The organism is Mesorhizobium kamtschaticum (assembly GCF_056174585.1).
The window spans coordinates 5,085,702-5,106,579 of the sequence record NZ_CM149691.1 but is presented as its reverse complement, the minus strand read 5'-3'; the positions used below and the strand labels follow the sequence as shown (position 1 = coordinate 5,106,579).

General features: G+C 62.3%; 22 protein-coding genes and 4 pseudogenes. 14 read left to right on the top strand and 12 right to left on the bottom strand.

What is annotated here, in order from left to right; genetic code table 11:
- Positions 1–98: 98 nt before the first annotated feature.
- The 3 genes from AC0V7N_RS25365 to AC0V7N_RS25355 all read left to right on the top strand — a co-directional run bounded on the left by AC0V7N_RS25365 (position 99) and on the right by AC0V7N_RS25355 (position 2,201).
- Positions 99–695, top strand: a complete 597-nt coding sequence (locus AC0V7N_RS25365) for a cold-shock protein (RefSeq protein WP_475451016.1) — start codon at positions 99–101, stop codon at positions 693–695.
- A 154-nt stretch (positions 696–849) separates the two neighbouring features.
- Entirely contained in the window at positions 850–1,413 is a 564-nt protein-coding gene (locus AC0V7N_RS25360) for a DUF192 domain-containing protein (protein WP_475451015.1), read from the top strand.
- Positions 1,414–1,433: 20 nt separating this feature from the next.
- Complete coding sequence (locus AC0V7N_RS25355; protein ID WP_475451014.1) at positions 1,434–2,201, top strand: alpha/beta fold hydrolase; 768 nt, start codon at positions 1,434–1,436, stop codon at positions 2,199–2,201.
- Here AC0V7N_RS25355 and AC0V7N_RS25350 read toward each other — a convergent pair.
- The gene (locus AC0V7N_RS25350) at positions 2,180–2,407 is read right to left on the bottom strand and encodes a hypothetical protein (protein WP_496627343.1); all 228 of its coding nucleotides are present in this window, start codon (positions 2,405–2,407) and stop codon (positions 2,180–2,182) included. The genes AC0V7N_RS25355 and AC0V7N_RS25350 overlap by 22 nt on opposite strands.
- Before the next feature lie 59 nt (positions 2,408–2,466).
- Between AC0V7N_RS25350 and AC0V7N_RS25345 the strand changes: the two genes are divergently transcribed.
- Positions 2,467–2,595 (top strand): hypothetical protein, encoded by a 129-nt coding sequence (locus tag AC0V7N_RS25345; RefSeq protein ID WP_496627342.1) that lies wholly within the window; start codon positions 2,467–2,469, stop codon positions 2,593–2,595.
- Here AC0V7N_RS25345 and speB read toward each other — a convergent pair.
- Positions 2,588–3,559 (bottom strand): agmatinase, encoded by a 972-nt coding sequence (speB, locus tag AC0V7N_RS25340; protein ID WP_475451012.1) that lies wholly within the window; start codon positions 3,557–3,559, stop codon positions 2,588–2,590. The genes AC0V7N_RS25345 and speB overlap by 8 nt on opposite strands.
- A 122-nt stretch (positions 3,560–3,681) precedes the next feature.
- Positions 3,682–4,287 carry an HD domain-containing protein gene (locus AC0V7N_RS25335; protein ID WP_475451011.1) on the bottom strand — a complete coding sequence of 202 codons (606 nt, stop codon included), beginning with the start codon at positions 4,285–4,287 and terminating at the stop codon, positions 3,682–3,684.
- A gap of 127 nt (positions 4,288–4,414) precedes the next feature.
- Between AC0V7N_RS25335 and AC0V7N_RS25330 the strand changes: the two genes are divergently transcribed.
- From AC0V7N_RS25330 to AC0V7N_RS25320, 3 genes are all read left to right on the top strand, one after another.
- Positions 4,415–5,059 carry a VOC family protein gene (locus tag AC0V7N_RS25330; RefSeq protein ID WP_475451010.1) on the top strand — a complete coding sequence of 215 codons (645 nt, stop codon included), beginning with the start codon at positions 4,415–4,417 and terminating at the stop codon, positions 5,057–5,059.
- A 283-nt stretch (positions 5,060–5,342) separates the two neighbouring features.
- Positions 5,343–6,191, top strand: coding sequence for a serine O-acetyltransferase (gene cysE / locus AC0V7N_RS25325; RefSeq protein ID WP_496627341.1), 849 nt, complete (start codon positions 5,343–5,345; stop codon positions 6,189–6,191).
- A gap of 156 nt (positions 6,192–6,347) precedes the next feature.
- The gene (locus AC0V7N_RS25320; RefSeq protein ID WP_006200852.1) at positions 6,348–6,551 is read left to right on the top strand and encodes a DUF3126 family protein; all 204 of its coding nucleotides are present in this window, start codon (positions 6,348–6,350) and stop codon (positions 6,549–6,551) included.
- 55 nt (positions 6,552–6,606) lie between these two features.
- Here AC0V7N_RS25320 and AC0V7N_RS25315 read toward each other — a convergent pair whose 3' ends face one another.
- Positions 6,607–7,338: a hypothetical protein gene (locus AC0V7N_RS25315; protein WP_475451009.1), complete on the bottom strand. Its 732-nt coding sequence runs from the start codon at positions 7,336–7,338 to the stop codon at positions 6,607–6,609.
- Between the two features lie 125 nt (positions 7,339–7,463).
- Here AC0V7N_RS25315 and AC0V7N_RS25310 point away from each other — a divergent pair, with 125 nt between their 5' ends.
- Both AC0V7N_RS25310 and AC0V7N_RS25305 read left to right on the top strand, forming a co-directional pair.
- A complete protein-coding gene (locus AC0V7N_RS25310; protein ID WP_475451008.1) occupies positions 7,464–7,799 on the top strand; it encodes a DUF6949 family protein in 336 nt (111 codons plus the stop codon).
- Positions 7,800–7,818: 19 nt separating this feature from the next.
- The gene (locus AC0V7N_RS25305; protein WP_475451007.1) at positions 7,819–8,346 is read left to right on the top strand and encodes a gamma carbonic anhydrase family protein; all 528 of its coding nucleotides are present in this window, start codon (positions 7,819–7,821) and stop codon (positions 8,344–8,346) included.
- Positions 8,347–8,395: 49 nt separating this feature from the next.
- Here the strand turns inward: AC0V7N_RS25305 and AC0V7N_RS25300 are convergent, their stop codons facing one another.
- From AC0V7N_RS25300 to AC0V7N_RS25280, 5 genes and pseudogenes are all read right to left on the bottom strand, one after another.
- Positions 8,396–8,857, bottom strand: a complete 462-nt coding sequence (locus AC0V7N_RS25300; RefSeq protein ID WP_496627340.1) for an ankyrin repeat domain-containing protein — start codon at positions 8,855–8,857, stop codon at positions 8,396–8,398.
- A gap of 209 nt (positions 8,858–9,066) precedes the next feature.
- A pseudogene (locus tag AC0V7N_RS25295) lies at positions 9,067–9,825 on the bottom strand (NYN domain-containing protein); the annotation flags it as partial.
- 229 nt (positions 9,826–10,054) lie between these two features.
- Positions 10,055–10,663, bottom strand: coding sequence for a transglutaminase-like cysteine peptidase (locus AC0V7N_RS25290; protein WP_475451004.1), 609 nt, complete (start codon positions 10,661–10,663; stop codon positions 10,055–10,057).
- A 283-nt stretch (positions 10,664–10,946) separates the two neighbouring features.
- Positions 10,947–11,562: pseudogene (locus tag AC0V7N_RS25285) on the bottom strand (PilZ domain-containing protein).
- A 119-nt stretch (positions 11,563–11,681) separates the two neighbouring features.
- The gene (locus tag AC0V7N_RS25280; protein ID WP_475451003.1) at positions 11,682–12,314 is read right to left on the bottom strand and encodes a PAS domain-containing protein; all 633 of its coding nucleotides are present in this window, start codon (positions 12,312–12,314) and stop codon (positions 11,682–11,684) included.
- Between the two features lie 595 nt (positions 12,315–12,909).
- On the opposite strand from AC0V7N_RS25280, the pseudogene AC0V7N_RS25275 reads away from it, so the two are divergent.
- Positions 12,910–13,940: pseudogene (locus tag AC0V7N_RS25275) on the top strand (substrate-binding domain-containing protein).
- Positions 13,941–14,000: 60 nt separating this feature from the next.
- On the opposite strand, the gene AC0V7N_RS25270 reads toward AC0V7N_RS25275, so the two are convergent.
- Both AC0V7N_RS25270 and AC0V7N_RS25265 read right to left on the bottom strand, forming a co-directional pair.
- Positions 14,001–15,017, bottom strand: coding sequence for an ABC transporter permease (locus AC0V7N_RS25270; protein WP_475451002.1), 1,017 nt, complete (start codon positions 15,015–15,017; stop codon positions 14,001–14,003).
- Positions 15,014–16,521, bottom strand: a pseudogene (locus AC0V7N_RS25265) (sugar ABC transporter ATP-binding protein). Before AC0V7N_RS25265 ends, AC0V7N_RS25270 begins: the two are co-directional and overlap by 4 nt.
- A 302-nt stretch (positions 16,522–16,823) precedes the next feature.
- On the opposite strand from AC0V7N_RS25265, the gene AC0V7N_RS25260 reads away from it, so the two are divergent.
- Both AC0V7N_RS25260 and AC0V7N_RS25255 read left to right on the top strand, forming a co-directional pair.
- Positions 16,824–17,576: a rhomboid family intramembrane serine protease gene (locus AC0V7N_RS25260; protein WP_475451001.1), complete on the top strand. Its 753-nt coding sequence runs from the start codon at positions 16,824–16,826 to the stop codon at positions 17,574–17,576.
- An 88-nt stretch (positions 17,577–17,664) separates the two neighbouring features.
- A complete protein-coding gene (locus AC0V7N_RS25255; RefSeq protein WP_475451000.1) occupies positions 17,665–18,096 on the top strand; it encodes a CBS domain-containing protein in 432 nt (143 codons plus the stop codon).
- A gap of 48 nt (positions 18,097–18,144) precedes the next feature.
- Here the strand turns inward: AC0V7N_RS25255 and AC0V7N_RS25250 are convergent, their stop codons facing one another.
- Positions 18,145–18,387 (bottom strand): YjhX family toxin, encoded by a 243-nt coding sequence (locus tag AC0V7N_RS25250; RefSeq protein ID WP_475450999.1) that lies wholly within the window; start codon positions 18,385–18,387, stop codon positions 18,145–18,147.
- Positions 18,388–18,794: 407 nt separating this feature from the next.
- Between AC0V7N_RS25250 and gatB the strand changes: the two genes are divergently transcribed.
- Both gatB and AC0V7N_RS25240 read left to right on the top strand, forming a co-directional pair.
- Positions 18,795–20,294, top strand: coding sequence for an Asp-tRNA(Asn)/Glu-tRNA(Gln) amidotransferase subunit GatB (gatB, locus tag AC0V7N_RS25245; protein WP_475450998.1), 1,500 nt, complete (start codon positions 18,795–18,797; stop codon positions 20,292–20,294).
- A 4-nt stretch (positions 20,295–20,298) separates the two neighbouring features.
- Positions 20,299–20,790 (top strand): GNAT family N-acetyltransferase, encoded by a 492-nt coding sequence (locus AC0V7N_RS25240; protein WP_475450997.1) that lies wholly within the window; start codon positions 20,299–20,301, stop codon positions 20,788–20,790.
- Positions 20,791–20,878 lie beyond the last annotated feature (88 nt).

Genomic DNA, 20,878 nt, shown 5'->3' with positions numbered 1-20,878 from the left:
GAAAAAAGGCAGGGAAGGTCTTGCACACACCGGAAGCCGCGGTGTTAATCTGGTGTCAAGAATCAGTTGCGGTGTTCTTGAAAAAAGGGGGCATTCTTATGGGGGAAAAGGCCTCTTTGACGGGGCGGGCCGGAACCCTTGCCGACGCCTTGACGCGCGACGAAGGCGGCGATGCCGCCGACCTGACCGAAATTGCCGGCGCCATCAAGTGGTTCGATGTGGCCAAGGGCTACGGGTTCATCCTTCCCGATGACGGTGTTTCGGGCGATATCCTCCTCCATGTGACATGTCTTCGGCGGGACGGCTTCCAGACAGCCTTGGAAGGCGCGCGCGTGGTCTGTCTTGTCAAGCAGGGCGATCGTGGGCTGCAGGCCTTCCGCGTGCTTTCCATGGATGTCACCACAGCCGTCCATCCCGCGGAAATGCAGGAACAGCGCACCCATGTCGCGGTAACGCCGGAGAGCGGGCTCGAACGGGCTTTGGTCAAGTGGTTCAACCGCACCAAGGGCTTCGGCTTCCTGACTCGTGGCGAGGGCACCGAGGACATTTTCGTCCATATGGAGACCTTGCGCCGCTATGGCATCACCGAGCTTCGGCCGGGGCAGGTCGTGCTTGTCCGTTTCGGGCGCGGTGACAAAGGCCTTATGGCCGCAGAAATTCACCCCGATATGGGCACCTTGCCGGTTTCGCACTAGAACCCGACCCATCCCGATAGAACCGGGATGGTTCAGGTTCTACCTCCTCTTTGTTTGACCATGATCTCTGGACAAACGGCTTCCGTTTGTCCGAGAAAACCGGTTCCACTTTTTGGGATCATGGTCTAGGACGATTTCCGGTCGAGGACTTTGCATGGCTCACAGGAACTGGCTGACGGCGGGTGTGCTTTGCGCCATTGCTGCGGTGATCGTGGCCGCAGGCGCGTTCTTCTATTCGGAACGGCCAACCTCGGCCGACAGCCGGGCGATGATCCTTCCGGTCGACCCGACGCCGCTGGTCCTGGTGACGAAAGACGGGAATCGCTCCTTTTCGATCGAAATCGCCGACACCGATGCGGAGCGCGAGGCTGGGTTGATGTACCGCCAGGACATGGCGGACGATCACGGCATGCTGTTCGTCTTCGAGATACCGCAGCAGGTCAGTTTCTGGATGCAAAACACGCCGATGCCGCTTGACCTGATCTTTGTTGGCCAGGATGGCAAGATCCGGGCGATCAAGCACGGCGAACCGCAATCCCAGGCCATCATTTCGCCAGGCGTACCGGTGCGCTTCGTGCTCGAACTCAAGGCCGGCACCGCCGCCAGGAACGGCATCGAGTATGACGACCTTTTGCGCCATCCGGCGGTCGGCACCGTATCTGGCCCCGGTATGCCGCCGGCTGACAAGGGCGATTCTCCGAACGTCGATTCCAACTGAGCGCCGGGGATCGCCTTCCGATGCAGTTTTTTTCCCATGACGGGTTCGACCTCGCCTTCCTCGACCGCCAGCCGGCCTCGGGCGAGGGCGATCCGGTGCTCATGATCCACGGTTTCGCCTCGAGCCACTATGTCAATTGGGTGTCGCCCGGCTGGTTCAAGACGCTCAACGATGCCGGCTATCGCGCTATCGCCTTCGACAATCGCGGCCATGGCTCGTCATCGAAGAGCTATGACGAAGCCGATTATACACCGGCAAAAATGGCCTCGGATGCCGCCGCCTTGCTTGACCATCTCGGCATCGAACGGGCCCATGTCATGGGCTATTCGATGGGCGCGCGCATCGCGGCGTTCCTGGCACTGTCCGATCCGGACAAGGTGGCGACGCTGGTCTTTGGCGGCCTCGGCATCGGCATGATCGACGGCGTCGGCGATTGGGATCCGATTGCCGCGGCCCTGCTCGCCGACGATCCGACTGCCACCACCCATCCGCGCGGCCGCTCCTTCCGCGCCTTCGCCGACCAGACCCGCAGCGATCGCCGGGCGCTTGCCGCCTGCATCGCCAAGTCGCGGGAGTTGCTTGATGAGGACGATATTGCCCGCATCGCCCAGCCGACGCTGGTCGCGGTCGGCACCACGGACGACATTGGCGGCTCACCGGACGAGCTCGCCGCCTTGATGCCGAACGCCAGGGCTTTCCACATCGAGGGCAGGGACCATATGCTGGCGGTAGGGGACAAGACCTTCAAGCAGCGCGTGCTGGAGTTTTATGCTGAATATCCGCTTTGAGCGGTGAGCCGGGGGGCGACAGTGGCACAATGGGGAAGAAGCACCGGCGTGATGCCGGGCGCGGTGGCGCAAGGCAAGTTCGGCAAACGTTCGGTCATATTGGCACTGGCAGCCTTTACGGCGGGAGCGCTTGCCATGGCCATAATGGTGGCGATGCCGAGCGATACATCCCAGTCGGTCCAGAACGTCGCCACCGGGTTCTTCATGGCCGTGTTTCTATCTGGCGGGGCCGCTGGCACACGTCACCGGGCTCGTCTTCGGCATCATGGCGCTGGTGCGTTCGAACGACAATCGCGCCTTTGGCCTGCTGGGGATCATCCTCAACGGGCTGTCGGTGGCGGCGGGGCTGGCCATCCTTGCGGCAATGGCGTCGACCATAGGCGCCTTTACCTGACGTTCCGTGCTCTCGCGGCCTGAACCGACTTCGCCAGCACGCACAGCAGTTCGAACATCATCGTCGCGCCCGCCAGCGCCGTCATGCCGGCAAGATCGAACGGCGGCGCCACTTCCACGACATCGGCGCCGACAATGTTCAATCCGTCGAGCAGTCGGACCATTTCCTGCGCCTCGCGGGTGGTGAAGCCGCCGAGTTCGGGCGTGCCTGTTCCCGGCGCCATCGACGGATCGATGCAGTCGATGTCGAAGGTCACGTAGGTCGGTCCGGTTCCGGCGATGGCGCGCGCTTCTTCCATGACGCTGGCAGCACCCCGCCTGACGAACTCTTCCATGTAGATGATGCGAATGCCCTGGGCGACCGCCCAGTCATGCTCGCCGGGCTCGTAGATCGAGCCGCGAATGCCGATCTGCACGACACGCCTGGGATCGAGCAGGCCCTCTTCGATGGCGCGGCGGAAGGGCGTGCCGTGCGTATAGCGATTGTCGCCGAAATAGCGGTCATTGGTGTCGGAATGCGCATCGAAATGGATCATGCCGACCGGACGATCCCTGGCGACGGCGCGCAGCACCGGCAGCGTCGTCAGATGATCGCCGCCGGCGGCCAGCGGAATGGCGCCTGCCGCCACGATCGCCGCGATGCCGTCCTCGATGCGCTTCAATCCGTCCATGAGGTTGATCGGATTGACCGAGAGATCGCCGACATCGGCGACATTGGCGATGCTGAACGGCTCGGTCCCCGAGACGTGGTGGACGCGCCGCATCAAGCTCGACTGGTTGCGGATCTCGCGCGGGCCGTGCCGTGCCCCGGCGCGGTTGGTCGTGCCGCCATCCCACGGTATGCCGACCAGCGCGATATCGAGCCCCTCGGCGCTCGCCACCGCCGGCAGCCGCATGAAGGTCGAAAGCCCGGCGAAGCGGGGAACGGCCGAGGCGTCGACCGGCTGGAAGAAATTGCTGCTCATAATGTCGGCACCTCAGAAGAATTCACGTTTTGACGATTTCAGCGATACGGCTCTCGCAGCCGTCGAGCAGCCAATGGCCTTTTGGGGCCACATGCAAGCGCCAGGAGAGTCCGAGCGAACAATCACGAGGGCTTTTGCAGGGTCTCTAGCGACCGCGCCATGTTCAGCCTGGCCGGCGGCTCGAAGCGCTGGCGAAATTCTTCCGTGTGGAAGATATGCGGGCGAGTGAGAAAACTGTTCAGCACAGCACCCCGTCCGGCACGCCACATCGGCTCCTCCACCCAGTCATATTCGCGGCGAACCGCGTGCTCATAGGCGTCGAAGGCGTCCGGCTCCGCGCCCAGGATCGACAGGTCCATGTCAAGGAATAGACTGGCGTCGCGTGTGGCCGCCGCGTCGTCGAACCGGGGCAGCTGGTGCGTGGCGGTGGCGAGGATCATTGCGCTGATGCGGCTCAGCCGCTCGGCATCGGTACGGCCCGCGAGTTTCTTCTCGGCAAGGGCGGCACTTCTGGCCTCATTGTCCTTGGCCTTGCTGTCGTAGATGGCATCGTGGAACCAGATCGCCGCTTCGACGGCTTCGGGATCGCCGAGCAGCTCGCGATAGTCGCCGGCCAGCGCCAGCATCGCCTCGATATGGGCGAGGTTGTGGTAGTGGCGGTCTTCGGCCCGATAGAAGCCTGAGAGTTCCTGTTTCAGCGGTTCGTCGATCAAGGGCTGGTCTTTCATTTTCGTCATCCGTCCAGTTAATCGATCTCAGCCCTTCGAGTGAAAAAGCCAATACTTCGAACCTTGCATGGGCCGGGGCTCTGAGGAATGTTGCCAGTCGAGAAAAATCCAACCCAGGGAGGCTGACATGACCAATACCCCAAGCAGCGAGACTCCGAGACCGGGGACGATCGACATGAAGCTGGAGGCCGTCATCATTGCCGTTGCGGATGCCGACCGGTCCAAGCGTTTCTATGGCGGCCTGGGCTGGCGGCTCGACGCCGACTTCGTCGTCGGCGATGCGTTTCGGGTCGTGCAGTTCACGCCTCCGGGTTCGCCATGCTCGATCCATTTCGGCAAGGGTCTGACATCGGCCGCGCCAGGCTCGGCGAGGGGACTTTATCTCGTGGTGTCCGATATCGAGGCGGCGCATGCCGAACTCGTGGCGCGCGGCGTCGAGGCGAGCGAGGTCTTTCACCGCGCGGGACCAGGGCAGCCGCCGATCAGCGGCCGGCATCCGGAAGGGCGTAGTTATTCCTCCTATGTCACGTTCAGCGATCCGGACGGCAACAGCTTCATATTGCAGGAAATCACCCAGCGATTGCCCGGACGCGTGGATGCCAGCGACACGATATTCACGTCGTCGGGCGAGCTTGCGGCGGCGCTGCGGCGTGCGGCGGCCGCACATGGCGAACACGAGAAACGGACCGGCGGACAGCACGATGTGAACCGGCCCGACTGGTATGCCGAATACATGGTGGCGGAACAGGCCGGCACGCCGCTGCCGACTTGAACATCGTCCGTCACAGCGCGGTGCCATCGGCGCCGCGCTGACCTTGAGCCCGCCACCAGGTTGCTCTACATCTTCCCGGCAGCAGGCGCGGAACGCCGCTTTCCGGCAGCTGGGTCGATCAAGGGTTCGTTTTCCATGGCTGCTTGAATTCCTGCGAACCAAATCCATTTGACACAGCACTAAGGAAAATTGAGTTCAATCGTGCTATGATCTGGCTTATATGTGCGGCCAGACAGCAGGCAAGCACAACAGGCAAGCCAGCAGGACGCAGGACGAGACGTCGATGAACAGCATCAGCATTTCCCGCCACAACGCGTTGCAGCCGGTCGATCCGATCTGGCGTTCGATCCGCGATGAGGCGATGGACGCGGTCAACCGCGATCCGCTTCTTGCAGCGTTCCTCTATTCGACGATCCTCAACCAGGAGAGCCTGGAAGAGGCCGTCATCCACCGGATCGCCGAGCGGCTTGCCCATCAGGATATCGGCTCCGATCTCATCCGTCAGACCTTCAAATCGATGCTGGCTGACGACAAGGACTGGCCGACGACGGTGCGCGTCGACATCCAGGCTTATTACGACCGCGACCCGGCCTGCGACCGCTTCATCATGCCGGTGTTGTATTTCAAGGGCTTTCACGCCATCCAGACCCATCGGCTGGCGCATTGGCTGTGGAACCAGGGCCGCAAGGACTTCGCGCTCTACCTGCAGAGCCGTTCCTCCTCGGTCTTCCAGACCGACATCAATCCGGCCGCCCGCATCGGCAAGGGCATCTTCATCGACCACGCCACCGGCCTCGTCGTCGGCGAGACCGCGGTCATCGAGGACGATGTATCGATCCTGCACGGCGTGACGCTGGGCGGCACCGGCAAGGCCGGTGGCGACCGCCACCCCAAGATCCGCCGTGGCGTGCTGATCGGCGCCGGCGCCAGATTTCTCGGCAACATCGAAGTCGGCCATTGTTCCAAGATCGCGGCGGGCTCGGTGGTGCTGTCGCCCGTGCCGCACAACAAGACGGTTGCCGGCGTGCCCGCCCGCGTCGTCGGCGAGACCGGTTGCGACCAGCCTTCCCGCCAGATGGACCAGCTTCTGCCGTCGCAGTCGATGGACCAGGTGGTCAGCTTCGATATCTGATTTTTTCGCGCTGGCGCGCTGACCGGCGTTGCTGCGATTTTTGACCGGCGGCGCTGGAGCTTCCGGTGCAATACGGCCGGCTTGCCTTTACATTGCCATTGTCGACGTGCCAGAAGCGCCCTTCAAACCAGCAAGCCCGATGATCGGAGAAGACTGTTGAAGCCGGACGAAATCAGAAAGCTGGACGCCTATTTCAAGCGCGTCTTCCAGAACCCCAAGCTTGAGGTCAAGGCACGGCCGCGCAAGGAAGATTCGGCCGAGGTCTATGTCGGTGACGAGTTCCTCGGCATCGTCTTCAAGGACGAGGATGACGGCGACTACAATTTCTCGATGGCGATCCTCGACATCGATCTGGCCTGAGCCTGCAAGCCGATGGCAGGCCGCGCCGAGCGCGGCCGGCCTCGGCATCTGTCAGTCAATGTCCGGGCTTCAATATCCGCCCGGCCTCTGCCGCCATCGCCGCGTCAAGCGCCTGCCAGTCGCCAAGGAATTCCTTGGGAAAACGGTAGGTGAGGCTGAGATCGTCGCCGACATGGATGTCCCGCTCGCAGGGCGCCAGCGATTGACCGGCACTCGGCCCGCTCAGGCAGCGGGCGACGAATGGGTCCTTCCCCCCACGCTTGCCGACCACCAGCACCTCGTTCAGATAGCCTGATGTCTCATTGAAACCGTAGACGGTCGTGCCGCCAGGTCCCGGAATGCCGGGCTGGACGATCAGCGCGCTGTAGATCGGCGCGAACCGGCCGCTCATATCGCGCGACATCATCTGCTGTTCGAAGGACAGGAAGATGATCTTCCTGTTGGCTTCCGAGTGGTTGAAGTCGTCGCGAGCCGCCTCGCTGTAGCCGTCCATCTCGGGATAGCGCAGATAAAGGTCGAGACGCGAGGCAACCCCGTCGCGCCGGGCCTGGTCGAAACGGATGAAATTGGCCGGCACGGAAATCACATTCTTGCCGATCACCACCTGGCGCACCGTGGTGTCGTCCGTATATCCGGCCATGGCGATCGAATGGCCGAACCATTTGCCGCCAAGGCTGATCGCCGCCGACAGCAAGGCAAGTGCGGCGAACGCATAGAACACCCGCCTCATCAGCGTGGAATCGACCACGGTGAATTCAGGGCCGTCGGCGATCGCTGCCTGCTTCATCTCGGTCCTCATCCCAACCGCCCGTCCGCCATTCCCGGTGTCCCTTGGCGGCACACATCGCGCGGCACGGCTCTTGCAGCCTTCCTGAAACGACTGTGCGATTTCATGGTAAATGGAAGGTTAAGATGGCTCAGATGGAACTCTTCCTGTTCGCTTTTGTCGTCGGGCTGACGGTCTGCGGGCTGACGGGCTCGACGATGGAACTGGTGTCGGGCCGCAAGGTCGCCTTTGCCGAACCCTATGTGTCGCCCTCGCATGTGCTGCGCTCGCTGGCGGCTACGGCTGGCGCCGGGCCGTTCATGCTGGTCAACGCTGCCCTCGATGCTCGGCGCGAGAATCGTATTTCGACAGTGGCGCTCCTGTCATGCGGCTGCACGGCGATTGCCTGGTCCCTGGCGCTGGGCATCGTCGTGCTTGCCATTGCCTCATGGACGATCGGTCTCCTAGGGTCCGGCATCTGAGACGATTCGGAGACAGACAATGCCGCTTTATGCGATCGAAGGAACAGAGCCCAGCTTCGCGGACGCGGACACAAACTGGATCGCGCCCGATGCGACGCTGATCGGTGACGTGCGCGTCGGCCGCAATGCCGGCTTCTGGTTCGGCGTCGTCATTCGCGGCGACAACGAACCTGTCGTCATCGGCGCCGACACCAATGTGCAGGAACACACGGTCATGCACACCGATCCAGGCTTTCCGCTGACCATCGGCGAGGGCTGCACCATCGGTCACCGGGCCATGCTGCATGGCTGCACGATCGGCGACAACAGCCTGATCGGCATGGGCGCCATCGTGCTGAACGGCGCCAGGATCGGCAAGAATTCGCTGGTCGGCGCCGGCGCGCTGGTCACCGAAGGCAAGGAATTTCCGGACAATTCGCTGATCGTCGGCTCGCCGGCCAAGGCGATCAGGGTGCTGGACGATGCGGCCGTCGCCAGGCTGCGCGGCTCGGCCGCGCACTACGTTGCCAATGGCAAGCGCTTCAAGGCGGGGCTGAAGATGGTCTGAGGCCGGCTTGGCCAACAGCTGTCGCCGGCCGTTTTAATCGCGAGATGACTCACTGTCCGTTGGAGCCACGCCCGGCCATCGCATCGCGCAACAATGAAGCGCCAGCTTCAAAGCCGGCAATGTCGGCTTCCTCGACGGCTGTCGTGTAGTCGTCGATGCGGGTTTTGAGCGCAGGATCAGCGCCCGCCGCCAAAAGCAGGCGGATCGCGTCGGCGCTGCGAATGGCCACTGAGTAGTGAAGCGGCGTCCAGTCGTTCACGCCCCGCATGTCGGGATCGGCGCCAGCCTCGATCAACACCCGCACGATTTCCAGCCTGTCGGCCCGGTCGGTGGACAGCGCGGCAATGATTGCCGGAAACCCGCCGTGATCCCCGTAGTTCGGATCCGAGCCCGCACCCAGCAGGGTCGAGATGAAGCCGACGGGGCTCCAATAGATCGCATATTCCAGCGGATGGCCGAGGCCGAGTTCAAACGGCATGCGCTCGTCGAACCAGCGGGGTGAGCCGCCCAAGGCTGCACCTAGCGCCTCGAAGTCACCGGCCTTGAAGGCATCGTCAATCGCCTTGAACAGGCGATGGCGCTCGCATCGATCTTCCGGGATTTCCAACATCGCCGTGATCCAGGGGACGAAAGCAACGGCCGATAGTGCCTCGATCTGCTGCGTGTGAAAAGGGAGGGTTTCGGATGCCCTTGGTGGCTGCGGCCCCTGGACGTCAAGCGCCTACTGCTGAGCGGATTTGTTTTTTCCCTTTTGCCGGGCGTCGGCTTGATCCGTATCCGCATGGCTCCCCCTTTGGGAGCCTCGATTTCGAATTCGGCTGTGCTCCTCACCAGGTCACTCAGTTTGCTGAAGCCATAGGTGCGAGGATCAAAATCGGAGAAGAGGTTCGAGAGCTGCTTTCCGAATGTGCCGAGCAGCACCCAACCATCTTCACTGTCCATCTGGCCGATGACTTTCTTGAGTATGGGCAGCGCGGCACTGGACGATCGAAGCGGGTTCGAAGCGGGCACGGTATCCGGGATGTTCGCCGGGCCACGCAGAAGGTTTTCGGTGTAGATGAATCGACGGCAAGCCTGCCGAAAGCTCTCGGGGGTCTTCTGCTCTCCAAACCCGAAGACATCGACACCCTGTTCACGTATGCGTGCAGCAAGCCGGGTGAAATCACTGTCGGAAGAAACCAGGCAGAAACCGTCGAGACGGCCGTTATGGAGCAGATCCATCGCGTCGATCACCAGTGTGATATCGGAAGCATTCTTCCCGGTGGTATAGGCGAACTGCTGTTGCGGAATGATTGCGTGCTTCGCCAGGATGTCTGCCCAACTCTTGGACCGAGGGCTGGAGAAGTCGCCATATATCCGGCGCACGCTGGCCTCGCCGATCTTCGCGATCTCCTCGAACAGACCGTCGGCAATCTTGGCGGAGGTGTTGTCGGCGTCGATAAGAACCGCAAGACGCTGTGATCGAGCTTCGGTGGGCATAAGACCTCCTGCGGCTGATATCTTCTGGAGATATGGCGACGCGACCACGCACCATGCCATCGAAATTGGATCAATTTTAGCAGCTGTCGCCAGAAATGGCGGAGCCGGCCCGGGGACGGGGCCGGCTCCTTGACCCGGTCGTTGGGGACGGGGAGGGTGGGGACTCGACCGGGTTTCTCCTTAAGCGTGTCGTGCGACGCGCTTGATCTCTGTGTTATGCATTGGCGCCCTAGCGGACGCTGGCGACCGCGTCGGAGCGGCCGTCGTTGATCGTTACCCAAACGCCGGAATTCTCCGTCGATTGACGCTTGAGATAGGTGTAGTCGGTGTCCGTCCAGGACAGCACCTTGGTTTCCAGATTGTCGAGAATGAACTCGCCAAGGCTGGTGCGCACAGTCAGCACGGCGTGGCCGTCGCCATTCGGCTGGCGCGCAACCGTCATCAACAGATCACCCGCCGGCACGCCCGCGTCCATCAGTTCGCGGCGCTTCTCCAGCGCGTAATCCTCGCAATCGCCATAGCCATTGTCGGGATAGGCCCAGTACTCCTCGACACCGTAGTTTTCCATGTCGGTGCGCGGCTTGATGCGGGTGTTGACCGAATTGTTGATGTTGACGATCGTCGCCCAGAGCTTGCGGCTCAGGTCGACCGGTCCGCCTTTGGGCGTCTTCTCATTGCATTCGCCAGGAATGCGCTGGCAGAATTCATAATGGCCAACAGGCTGCGTGGTACGTCCGCCGGTGTGCATATAGGCCGGTCCCGCGGCATATGCTGATCCCCAAGCGGAAAGCTGCATCGCCATTGCCATCAGCAACAGCTTGCCCCTCGTTTTTTTCATTTTCTAGTCTCCCCGTTCGAAGGAGACATTGCCACGGCTGGATTTATTTGACGCAAAAGCGCGAAGCAGACTTTAAGTAAAACGCCAGTAGAATAAACGTAAAATTTGAATCATTTAAGTATTGAATTGTTTGGATTGCCCGAGTTCGCCAGGCGGGATACGTGGCCTGCGTTGAGCATTGCAGGCCACAGCCCCGGCTGACCGGACGGTGTCGATCACTGTTGCCAGAAACAAAAAACCGGCCACGACGGGCCGGTTCGATTGCGCGTCCTGTCCGGTCCGGTCAGGCGCGCGGCGTGTTGAATTCGGAATCGAGCGTTTCGGGCGCTGGATGACGGCGAATTCGATGGCGACGCCATCCTCAAAATGGCGAACGATCTGGCCGCGCATGGTGCCGAGCATGACCTGGATGCCGATCGCCGGCTTGACGTCGATCTCGACCGCCGCGCCGGACAGCGACAGGTCGATGATCCGGCACTGGTACTGGCGGCCGTCGGTGAGCTGCAGCACGCTGGTCGGGTTGCGCGGCGCGACGCGCTCGTGGCGGCGGTCTTCCGGCAGGTCGAGTTCGTGCTTGTTGGCAAGCCAGGTCAACTGCGCCGCAAGCTTATCCTTCTTGCGGTCGGACGCAATCACCGTCATGGCGAAGCCATCCTGCAAGGTGCGGGTGACGACGCCTTCGATGCGGCCGATATGATCGATATAGGCGATGACTTTTCGCCGGGCATGCCGATGCGGTCGGTGCGAAAGGCAACGTTGCCGGGTGACATGTCGACAACCTGGCAAGGGTGCTCGGTGCGGTCTTCCAGCATGAATCGCCCGTATATTTTGACCCGGACGCGCTGAAAGTTACGCCTTTCAGCTTGGGACGGCGCGTAGTCGACCGCCGCTGACCTCATGACTGCCTACACCCCGTTTGGCATTCCCGCGCGTCGATGCGAAGGACTTCATCAGAGAAGTACAACAAAGCGGGTTAACAAAGGGAAAAAACGAGCATTCAGGACTGTGCGATCATCAACTATTCCTCGCGCCCGCCGTCGAAGACGACGAGATGGCGGATGCGGCGCGCCCGGCCAAGCGCGGATATCGTATCGGGCGCCTCGAGGTCGGCTGGAACAAGCGAGGGAACGTCGATCGCCGGACGGTTGTTGAGCAGCTCTTTCTCCGGATCGATGACACGGATCGAATCGATCATCGCGTCGGTGATCGGGTCGGCCCCCAGCCAGAACGGCTTTTCGGCGGCGCTGACGACGCCGAGGCAGCGCGGATTTTCGATGCCACCGTCAAGCGGCAAGGCAAGCAATTCGAACTTGTTGGAGCGACCGTTGCGGCTGAAACCCTCGAAGGTGATCAGCACGACGGATTTCTGGTCGAACACGCCGTGGATCAGCTTCGAGACGAGCCGCTGATCCTTCTCGCGCCACAGTGAGGGGAAGGAGAACCCCTTGAGTTCGCGGCCATAGCAGGCGCAGAGCCTTGTGCCGGCGAGGCGGAACACGGGGTGCCCGCGTGTATCCTTTTCCAGGATGAATGTGTCGGCCAAAAGCGACTTGATATCGGCCGGCTCGACTTCCGATCGCTTCGGAGCAGGGCGTCCGTCACGCAGGCGATTCCAGTAATGGAACAGCGTGATCGATCCGTTTTGGTTCATGGTATGCTGCTCCGCGCATTCTGTCGTCTGATGTCCCATCGGTGAACAGAAGGGCGCCCTCCGATGACTTACATGCGTTGCGGAGCAGGAAGCGTGCCAGCATCGTTAACACTTGTTCACGGGTCGGGGCCGTTAAGGTTAACAACTGGTTTACGTTGCGCCGAGGGCGCCCCGTGGCACACCAAAACCACTCCAGAAGCGGTCGTTTCGCGACGATCGGCAGCACTTCAGTCAGAGTTTTAGGGGAGCAGGGGGCTCGACCGGCCGTTCAAGGGAAACCTTGGACGGCTTCTTTTTTGATTCGGCGCCCCGTGATTCGCGGTTAACGGCGGGCATGATTTTCGCTCGTCGCAGCCCCTGCGGCGGTCCGGTGATCAATGGCGCCGGGATAGCCCGACCCACGGGCGGTGGGGGCAGGCAGCAGCAACATTTGCCAATCACGCGCCGCTAAAGAGAAAAATCTGCGTTCCGAGCGGTTCTGTTGCCGCTGTACCCTTCGTGAATTCGCTCCTTGAGGCGCGACGGCGGCGATCCCGCGGTCCGGAGACGTGCCTTGTCAGCGTAATTCTCTGGGGAAACCTTCATGAAGACTTCTATCCTTGGACTGATCACGGCCGGCCTGCTTGCCAGCGCCATTCCGGTCGGTGCCGTTCACGCTGCCGGAATCGCGGGTGCTCCGGCACCCTTCGACAAGGGCGGCGTGAAAGTGGCGCTCGTCACCTTCATCTCGGCCGGCGATTTCTTTCAGGCCTATCAGGCCGGCGCGGCGAAACAGGCGAAAGCGCTCGACATCGACCTGCAGATCTTTTCCGGCCGGCAGGATGCGGCCGCGCAGCGCGACCAGATCGAGCAGGCGATCAATCTTGGTGTCCAGGCCATCATCATCGACCATGGTCAGCCTGAAGCGCTGAAGGACGTCGCCCAGAAGGCGCTCGATGCCGGCATCAAGGTCGTCGCCTTCGACGTCAATCTCGACAACCCGAAGATCCCGCAGGTCGAACAGTCCGATCACGATCTTGCCAAGGCGTCGCTCGGCCAGGCGCTCAAGGACAATGGCAGCTCGTTCCAGGCCGGTTATGTCTATGTCGCCGGCTTTGCGCCGCTCGACCGCCGCAACGAAATCTGGGACGAGACCAGGAAGGCCAATCCCGGCATCGTCGAGAAAGCGCGCTGGGGACGGTCAACGACACGACCGCGGTGTCGACAGCCGACCAGACCAAGGCAGCGTTCCAGGCCAATCCCGACATCTCGGTCGTCTTTGCTCCCTATGACGAGTTCGCGCGCGGCGTGAAACTCGCCACCGACGAACTCGGCATCTCCAAGAAGGTGAAGATCTATTCGGCCGACGTGTCCACCGCCGATATCACCGAAATCACTGCGGACGGAAGCCCGTGGGTCGCTACTGCAGCCACCAATCCGGCCGTCGTCGGCGCGGTTTCGGTGCGGGCGGCGGCCAAGCTGATCGCTGGCGAGGATCCCGGTCACAGCATCGTCGTCAAGCCGGTGCTGCTGACACAGGAAGAGCTGCGCAAGAACGGCATCAAGACAGTCGAGGATCTCGATGCCAAGCTTCCAGCCTTCGGCCAGAGCGACGCGGCGGCGGCCAGCTGGATCCCGTCCAACTGATCTTTTTCTCCCCTCCCTCGTTTCTCGAGGGAGGGGAGATCATGTTTCGAGCGGTCTCGGCTACCGCTTCTTTCCTAGGCCGAAGGTCAGCGCCAGCGCGCCAACCAGCACGACGCCCTTGACGAAATCCTGCGTGTAATAGGGCGCGTTCAGCATGGTGAGGCCGTTGAGGAGCACGCCGACGAAGATTGCGCCGACCACCGTGCCGATCACGTGCGGGCGACGCTTGTCGAGCACGGCATAGCCGATCAACGAGGCCGCCACCGCATCGAGCAGCAGCGAATTACCCGCCGAAACGTCGCCACGGCCGACACGCGAGGCCACGATCAGCCCTCCCAGCGAAGCCAGCGTGCCTGACAGGATGTAGGCCCAGAGCCGGTATCTCCTGGTCGGCGCGCCGGCAAGATGCGCGGCCGTTTCGTTGCCGCCGATCGCGTAGAAGACGCGGCCCCAGCGCGTGCGCTCCATCAGGAACCAGGCCAGCACGGCGACGATAGCCATGACGACGACAGACAGGGGAATCGTGTCGAAGAGCCGCGACCGGCCGAGAATCAGGAACGCCGGATCGTAGGCGCCGGGAACCGATGAGCCGTCGGGAAGCACCATGCCGGCGGTGATCGAACGGCCACCCGTCGGGATCAGCTGCAGGCCGGCGAGCAGAAACATGGTCGCCAGCGTGGCGAGAAGATCGGGCACGCCGCCGCGGACAATCAGCAGCCCGTTGACGAGGCCGATGAAGGCACCCATCAGCAGGACCAGAACCATGGTCTCAGCCGCATCCAGCTGCCACACGACCATGGCATAGCTCGCCGCCATCACCGACGAAGCGGCGATGCTGCCGACCGACAGATCGAAGCCGTCGGCGGCCATGGTGATCGACACCCCGACGCCGAGGATCGCCACCACCGAAACCGCCTGCAGGATCGAGAACAGATTGGCCGAGCGGATGAAGGCAGGCTGCACATGCCAGAACCCGACCACCATCAGCGCCAGCAGCACGAACAGGGCGTAGCGCCGCGTTTCGCGGAAAACCGATGTGCGCGATGCGGACGGCTGTGTCGTCGTCGGATAGGTCATCGGTGGTCTCCGGCCTTGTCGCTCTCGACCTTGCCGATCTGGTCGGTCAGCGAGCCATGGCCGTCTCCGGCCGCATGAAGTGAGTGGTTGCGCATGACGAGGATGCGGTCGGCAACCTCCAGCGCCTCTTCGGTGTCGCTGGTCGCGATCAGCGTGGCGGAACCGCTTTGGCTGTTACGGATGGCGGCGATCAGATCGGCGCGCGCGCCGACGTCGACGCCCTGGAACGGCTCGTCGAGCAGCAGCAGCCGGCAAGGTGCGGCCTGCCATCGGGCGAGCACGACCTTTTGCTGATTGCCGCCGGAAAGCTCGTCGAGTGTGTCGTCGGGTCCGCGCGCCTTGATGCCTAGCCGCGAGATCGCCTCGACAGCAACCTTGCGTTCGCGCGCGGCCCGCAGCAGGCACTTGGAAACCAGCGCCGCAGATGCGGCAGGGCGATCGTGCCGGCGATCGAGGCGCCGGGAACTTCAGGCGGCAGCAATGATGATTGCCAGCGGTCCTCGGCGACCATGAAGACACCGCTTTCGATCGACTGTGCCGGCCCGCTCGACAGCCACGGCTTTCCATCGAGCACGAAGCCGCCTTGCACCAGCGTTTCGAGCCCGAAAAGCGCGCGCAGCAGCCGGCTCTTTCCTGATCCGAGCGTGCCGGTGATGGCGACGACCTCACCGGAGCGCAGGTCAAGATCGAAAGGCTCCGCTCCAGGCACCAGCCGCGCCCCCTTGATGGAAGCAATGATCGGGGCCGTCGACGCCTTGCCGTCATGTGTGGCCGCTTCCAGTGTCCGGCCGATCATGGCCGCGACGGCGGCCGGGAAATCGATAGGCCTGGCAAAGGCGCCGACGATGCGGCCACCGCGCATGACGACGGCGCGATCGGCGATGGCCGCAAGGTCGCCAAGCCTGTGCGAGATATAGAGGATTGCCATGCCGCTGGCGCGCAGCCGGCGGATGATGGCGAACAGCCGCTCGGCTTCCGTGGTCGACAGGCTCGACGTCGGTTCGTCGAGGATGAGCACCGAGGCCTTGGCCGCGACGGCGCGGGCGATGGCGATCAACTGGCGTTCCGCCGGGCGCAGATCGATGAAGTCGCGATCGAGCGGCAGATCGAGGTCGATCAGCGCCGCGACCGCGCGCGCCCGCCGGCGGATCGATGCCGTCGAGACGAGGAAACGCCCCGTACGGCCGCAAAGCTCGTCAAGCAGGAGGTTTTCGGCAACCGTCAATCCGGCAGCACCCGCCTGGTCGGTCGCCTGATGCACCGTCGCGATGCCGGCGGCCTTGGCGGCGCTGGGCGAGGCGAAGGTGACCGCGTTGCCGCCAAGCATGATCGTGCCGGCGTCGGGCGTGTACGAACCCGAAAGGATCTTCACCAAAGTCGACTTGCCGGCGCCATTGGCGCCCATCAGCGCCACGACCTCACCGGGCGCGACGGCAAGATCGGCGCCGGCGAGCGCGCGTGTCGGTCCAAAGGATTTCTCGATGCCGGAGACGGAGACGGCGATGGTTGAGGTTGCTGGGGGCAATGTGATCGGGCTTTGGGTTATGGCATTGCGCTTGGGGCGGCGAGTTATAGCCGTCTTTGTCACCCGTTATGGCGCCTCATTCTAGGGAGGGGACCTGGCGCTTCCGAGAACGCTGGTTGCGAGTTTTTCAAATCCAGGAGCATTTCCGCTTCGTTTCCTTTCGGTTCGTAGCAAATGAGGGTGATCCCGCCCGGGCGTCGGCTGTTTCGAGAAACAGAATTGTTCCAAGTCCGGCATCCTTGCTCTAAAGCTCGCGCATCGAATCCCTGGACCAGACGCGTATGAGTGAACCGGTAAGCCCTTCGGAAGTCGAACCCGTCGAACCGATGCCGGAGCCCCGGCGCGAGCCGGTGTTCAATCTGCCGCCGATCATCCTGGCGGTGATCGGCATTTGCGCGGCCGTCTTCCTGGTTGAAAACTACCTGCTTACGCCTGCGCAGGACAACGCATTCGTTTCAAACTTCGCTTTCACACCCGCTGGCTACTCCGACCCTCCAACCGTCTATCTGCTGTTTCAACCTTTCACCTACGCGTTCATGCACGGCAGCTGGCCGCATCTGCTGATCAACATGGTGTCGCTGGCGGCCTTCGGGTCGCCGCTGGCCAATCGCTTCGGTGCGCTTCGCTTCGCGCTGTTCTTCGCGGTGACCGGAGTGGCTTCCGTGGTGCTCTTCTGGGCAATTCATCCTTTTGGCGAAGTGCCGTTGGTTGGCGCTTCCGGCGCTATATCAGGCATGATGGGGGCCGCGGTGCGTTTTGGTTTCCGCACTGACCGCTCGGCCGGCAGGGCGGCCTTCGCCGGCCCCGTGCTGCCGATCGCAATTGTGCTGCGCTCGCGTGGCATCATGACCTTTGTCGCTGCGTGGATGGCGATCAACCTCGCCACCGGTCTGTTCGGCTTCGCCTTCGGTCTTGACGGCCAGATCGCCTGGGAGGCCCATATTGGCGGCTTCGTCGCGGCCTTCTTCGGCCTGCGCTGGTTCGATCGGCGATGGCAGCCGCCCGAGTGGGAAACCACCGACCGCCGCACTTGAAATGCAACCGATCACGGCGCACGATGTTCACTCTTATGTGAAAGCCGGTCAGGGCAGGAACCGGCAGGCAAAAGCAGAGGAGGACGCCATGACGGTTAAGGCAATTCTCGAGAGAAAAGGCCACGACGTGTTAACGCTCGGGCCGAATGAAAAACTTAGCGTGGCCATCCGCATGCTCGCCGACCACAAGATCGGTGCGCTGGTCATCACCAACGGCGATCGCAAGATCGTCGGCATCCTGTCGGAACGCGACATCGTGCGGGTCGTCGCCAAGGAAGGCGGTGCCGCGCTCGATATCGCCGTGCGTTCGGCGATGACGCCGAAGGTGAAGATCTGCAATGAGAACCACACCGTCAACGAGGTGATGGAGATCATGACCAGGGGCCGCTTCCGCCATCTGCCGGTGGAGAAGGACGGCCTGCTCGATGGCATCGTCTCCATCGGCGACGTGGTCAAGCGCCGCATCGAAGATGTCGAACGCGAGGCCGATGAGATCAGGGCCTACATCGCCACCGCCTGAGCGGTGAGAGGAACCGCCGGCCGGAAACCCGACCGGCGGAACCATTTGCTACCTGTTGTCGAGTTCGGAACGGACGAGTTCGAGTCCGCGCCTGGTGATGCGGTAGGGACCGCCGCCCGACGACGAAACCGCCTTCTTGCGTTTCAGCTTTCGAAACAGGTCGAGATCGACGCCCGGATAGTGCCAGCCGTCGCGCGTCAGGCATTTGACGGAGGCGATCCGTTTCTTCTCGATCTTTTCGATTTCAATGCGTCCGCCCTGCGCCAAAAGGTGCAGGATGCGCTGTCCCACAGCGCCGCGCGTCCTCTTGGACGCGCAAAGGACGCTGTGGCACTTATAATTTGGCACATGATCCTTTCCGAAAATCGATTCCGATTTTCGGGTCATGTGCTGCGCGAAATATCCATATGGAGAGTTTCCGGGAAAACAGAAAATGCCGCCGCCGCGAAACTTCGCAGCACGGGGTTTCAGGTTTTCTGCCCTGCCTCGCTACGAGGTCAGGGCCTTACCGGGACTGAGCGTAAGTGGACATCCACTCTCCATTGGGATGGGCGTCCTATAGGTGAAAGCGGCTGAAAAGGCCAGTCCGTGGCTTTGCGCTTGTCTCTTTTGGCGGTTTGCACTAGCGAAGCGGGTACGATTTGTACCTCCTGAATGCGCAGTGCATTCGGCATCAATTCTGAATTTGACGGCAGGCCATGACCCTTATCGATACCCGCACGCCCGACGCAAAACGTCTGATCCCCGGCGCCACCGGCGACTGGGAAATCATCATCGGTCTCGAAGTGCACGCGCAGGTCATCTCGGAAGCAAAATTGTTTTCCGGCGCTTCGACCGCTTTCGGTGCGGCCCCCAATGCCAATGTCAGCCTGGTCGATGCGGCAATGCCCGGCATGCTGCCCGTCATCAACGAGGAATGCGTCAAGCAGGCGATCCGCACCGGTCTCGGGCTGAAGGCACAGATCAACCACAAGTCGGTTTTCGACCGGAAGAACTATTTTTATCCCGACCTGCCGCAGGGCTACCAGATCTCGCAGTTCAAGCAGCCGATCGTCGGCGAGGGCACGGTGATTGTGTCGGTCGGCCCCGACCGCCAGGGCGAATTCGAGGACATCGAGGTCGGCATCGAGCGGCTGCATCTGGAGCAGGATGCCGGCAAGTCGATGCACGACCAGCATCCGACCATGTCCTATGTCGACCTCAACCGCTCTGGCGTGGCGCTGATGGAGATCGTCTCCAAGCCTGACCTGCGTTCCGGCGATGAGGCCAAGGCTTATGTCACCAAGCTGCGCACAATCATGCGCTATCTCGGCACTTGCGACGGCAACATGGATGAAGGCTCGCTGCGCGCCGACGTCAACGTCTCGGTACGCCGGCCCGGTGGCGAGTTCGGCACACGCTGCGAGATCAAGAACATGAATTCGATCCGCTTCATCGGCCAGGCCATCGACTATGAGGCGCGCCGCCAGATCGCCATCCTGGAGGACGGCGGCAAGATCGACCAGGAAACGCGGCTGTACGATGCCGTCAAGGGCGAAACGCGCTCCATGCGGTCGAAGGAAGAAGCGCACGACTACCGCTATTTCCCCGATCCCGATCTTCTGCCGCTGGAATTCGACCAGGCCTATGTCGATGCTTTGGCCACAGGACTGCCGGAACTGCCCGACGACAAGAAGGCGCGGCTGATCTCCTCGCTGGGTCTCTCGACCTACGATGCTTCGATCCTGGTGTCGGAAAAGTCGATCGCCGACTATTTCGAGAAGGTGGCCGCCGGTCGCGACGGCAAGCTCGCCGCCAACTGGGTCATCAACGATCTTCTCGGTCAATTGAACAAGGCCGGCAAGGACATTGAAAATGCTCCGGTTTCGCCTGACCAGCTCGGTGCGGTCATCGACCTGATCAAGGATGGCACCATCTCCGGCAAGATCGCCAAGGACCTGTTCGAGATCGTCTGGAACGAAGGCGGCGATCCGCGCCAGCTGGTCGAAAGCCGTGGCTTGAAGCAGGTCACCGATACCGGCGCCATCGAGAAGGCGGTCGACGAGGTGATCGCGGCCAACCCGGACAAGGTCGAACAGGCGCGCGCCAAGCCGACCATGGCCGGCTGGTTTGTTGGCCAGGTAATGAAGGCGACCGGCGGCAAGGCCAACCCGCAGGCCGTCAACGACCTGGTCAAGGCCAAGCTCGGCATCGAGTAAGGCCATGTTCGTCCGCACCGCAGGCGAACGTGACCTTGATGCAATTCGGGCAGTGCTGGTCGAAACCTGGCATGCGACCTATGACGCCATCTACGGCGCCGCCAAGGTCACCGAAATCACCGATGAATGGCATTCGATCGCCTCGCTGAAGGCGCGGCTGATCAAGCCGAACAGCGACTTCCTTGTTGCCGACGACGGCAAGCGCATTGGCGGCGTGGCTTTCGCCGAAGGCATCGACGGCGGCAAGACGGTTGTCCTGAGACAGCTTTACGTGCTGCCCAGCCTGCAGGGACGGGGCATCGGCGGCATGCTTCTCGATGAGATCATCGAAAGTTTTCCCGAGGCCGCCGCCATCCGTCTGGAAGTGGAGGCGCAGAACACGCGCGCCATCGCCTTCTACGAAGCCAACGGCTTCGTGCGATCCGGCGCTGCCGGCGAGCACACTGGTGCCTCTGGCGAGCCGACGCTGGTCTATCGCCGGCCGCTTGCCGGCTGATCGCTTCGACGTGCATCTGTCTGGATCACCTTCGCGCGAGCGGTGCGGCATGCGCCCCGTTTTCGTTTGACGGCCCAAGGGTCACACA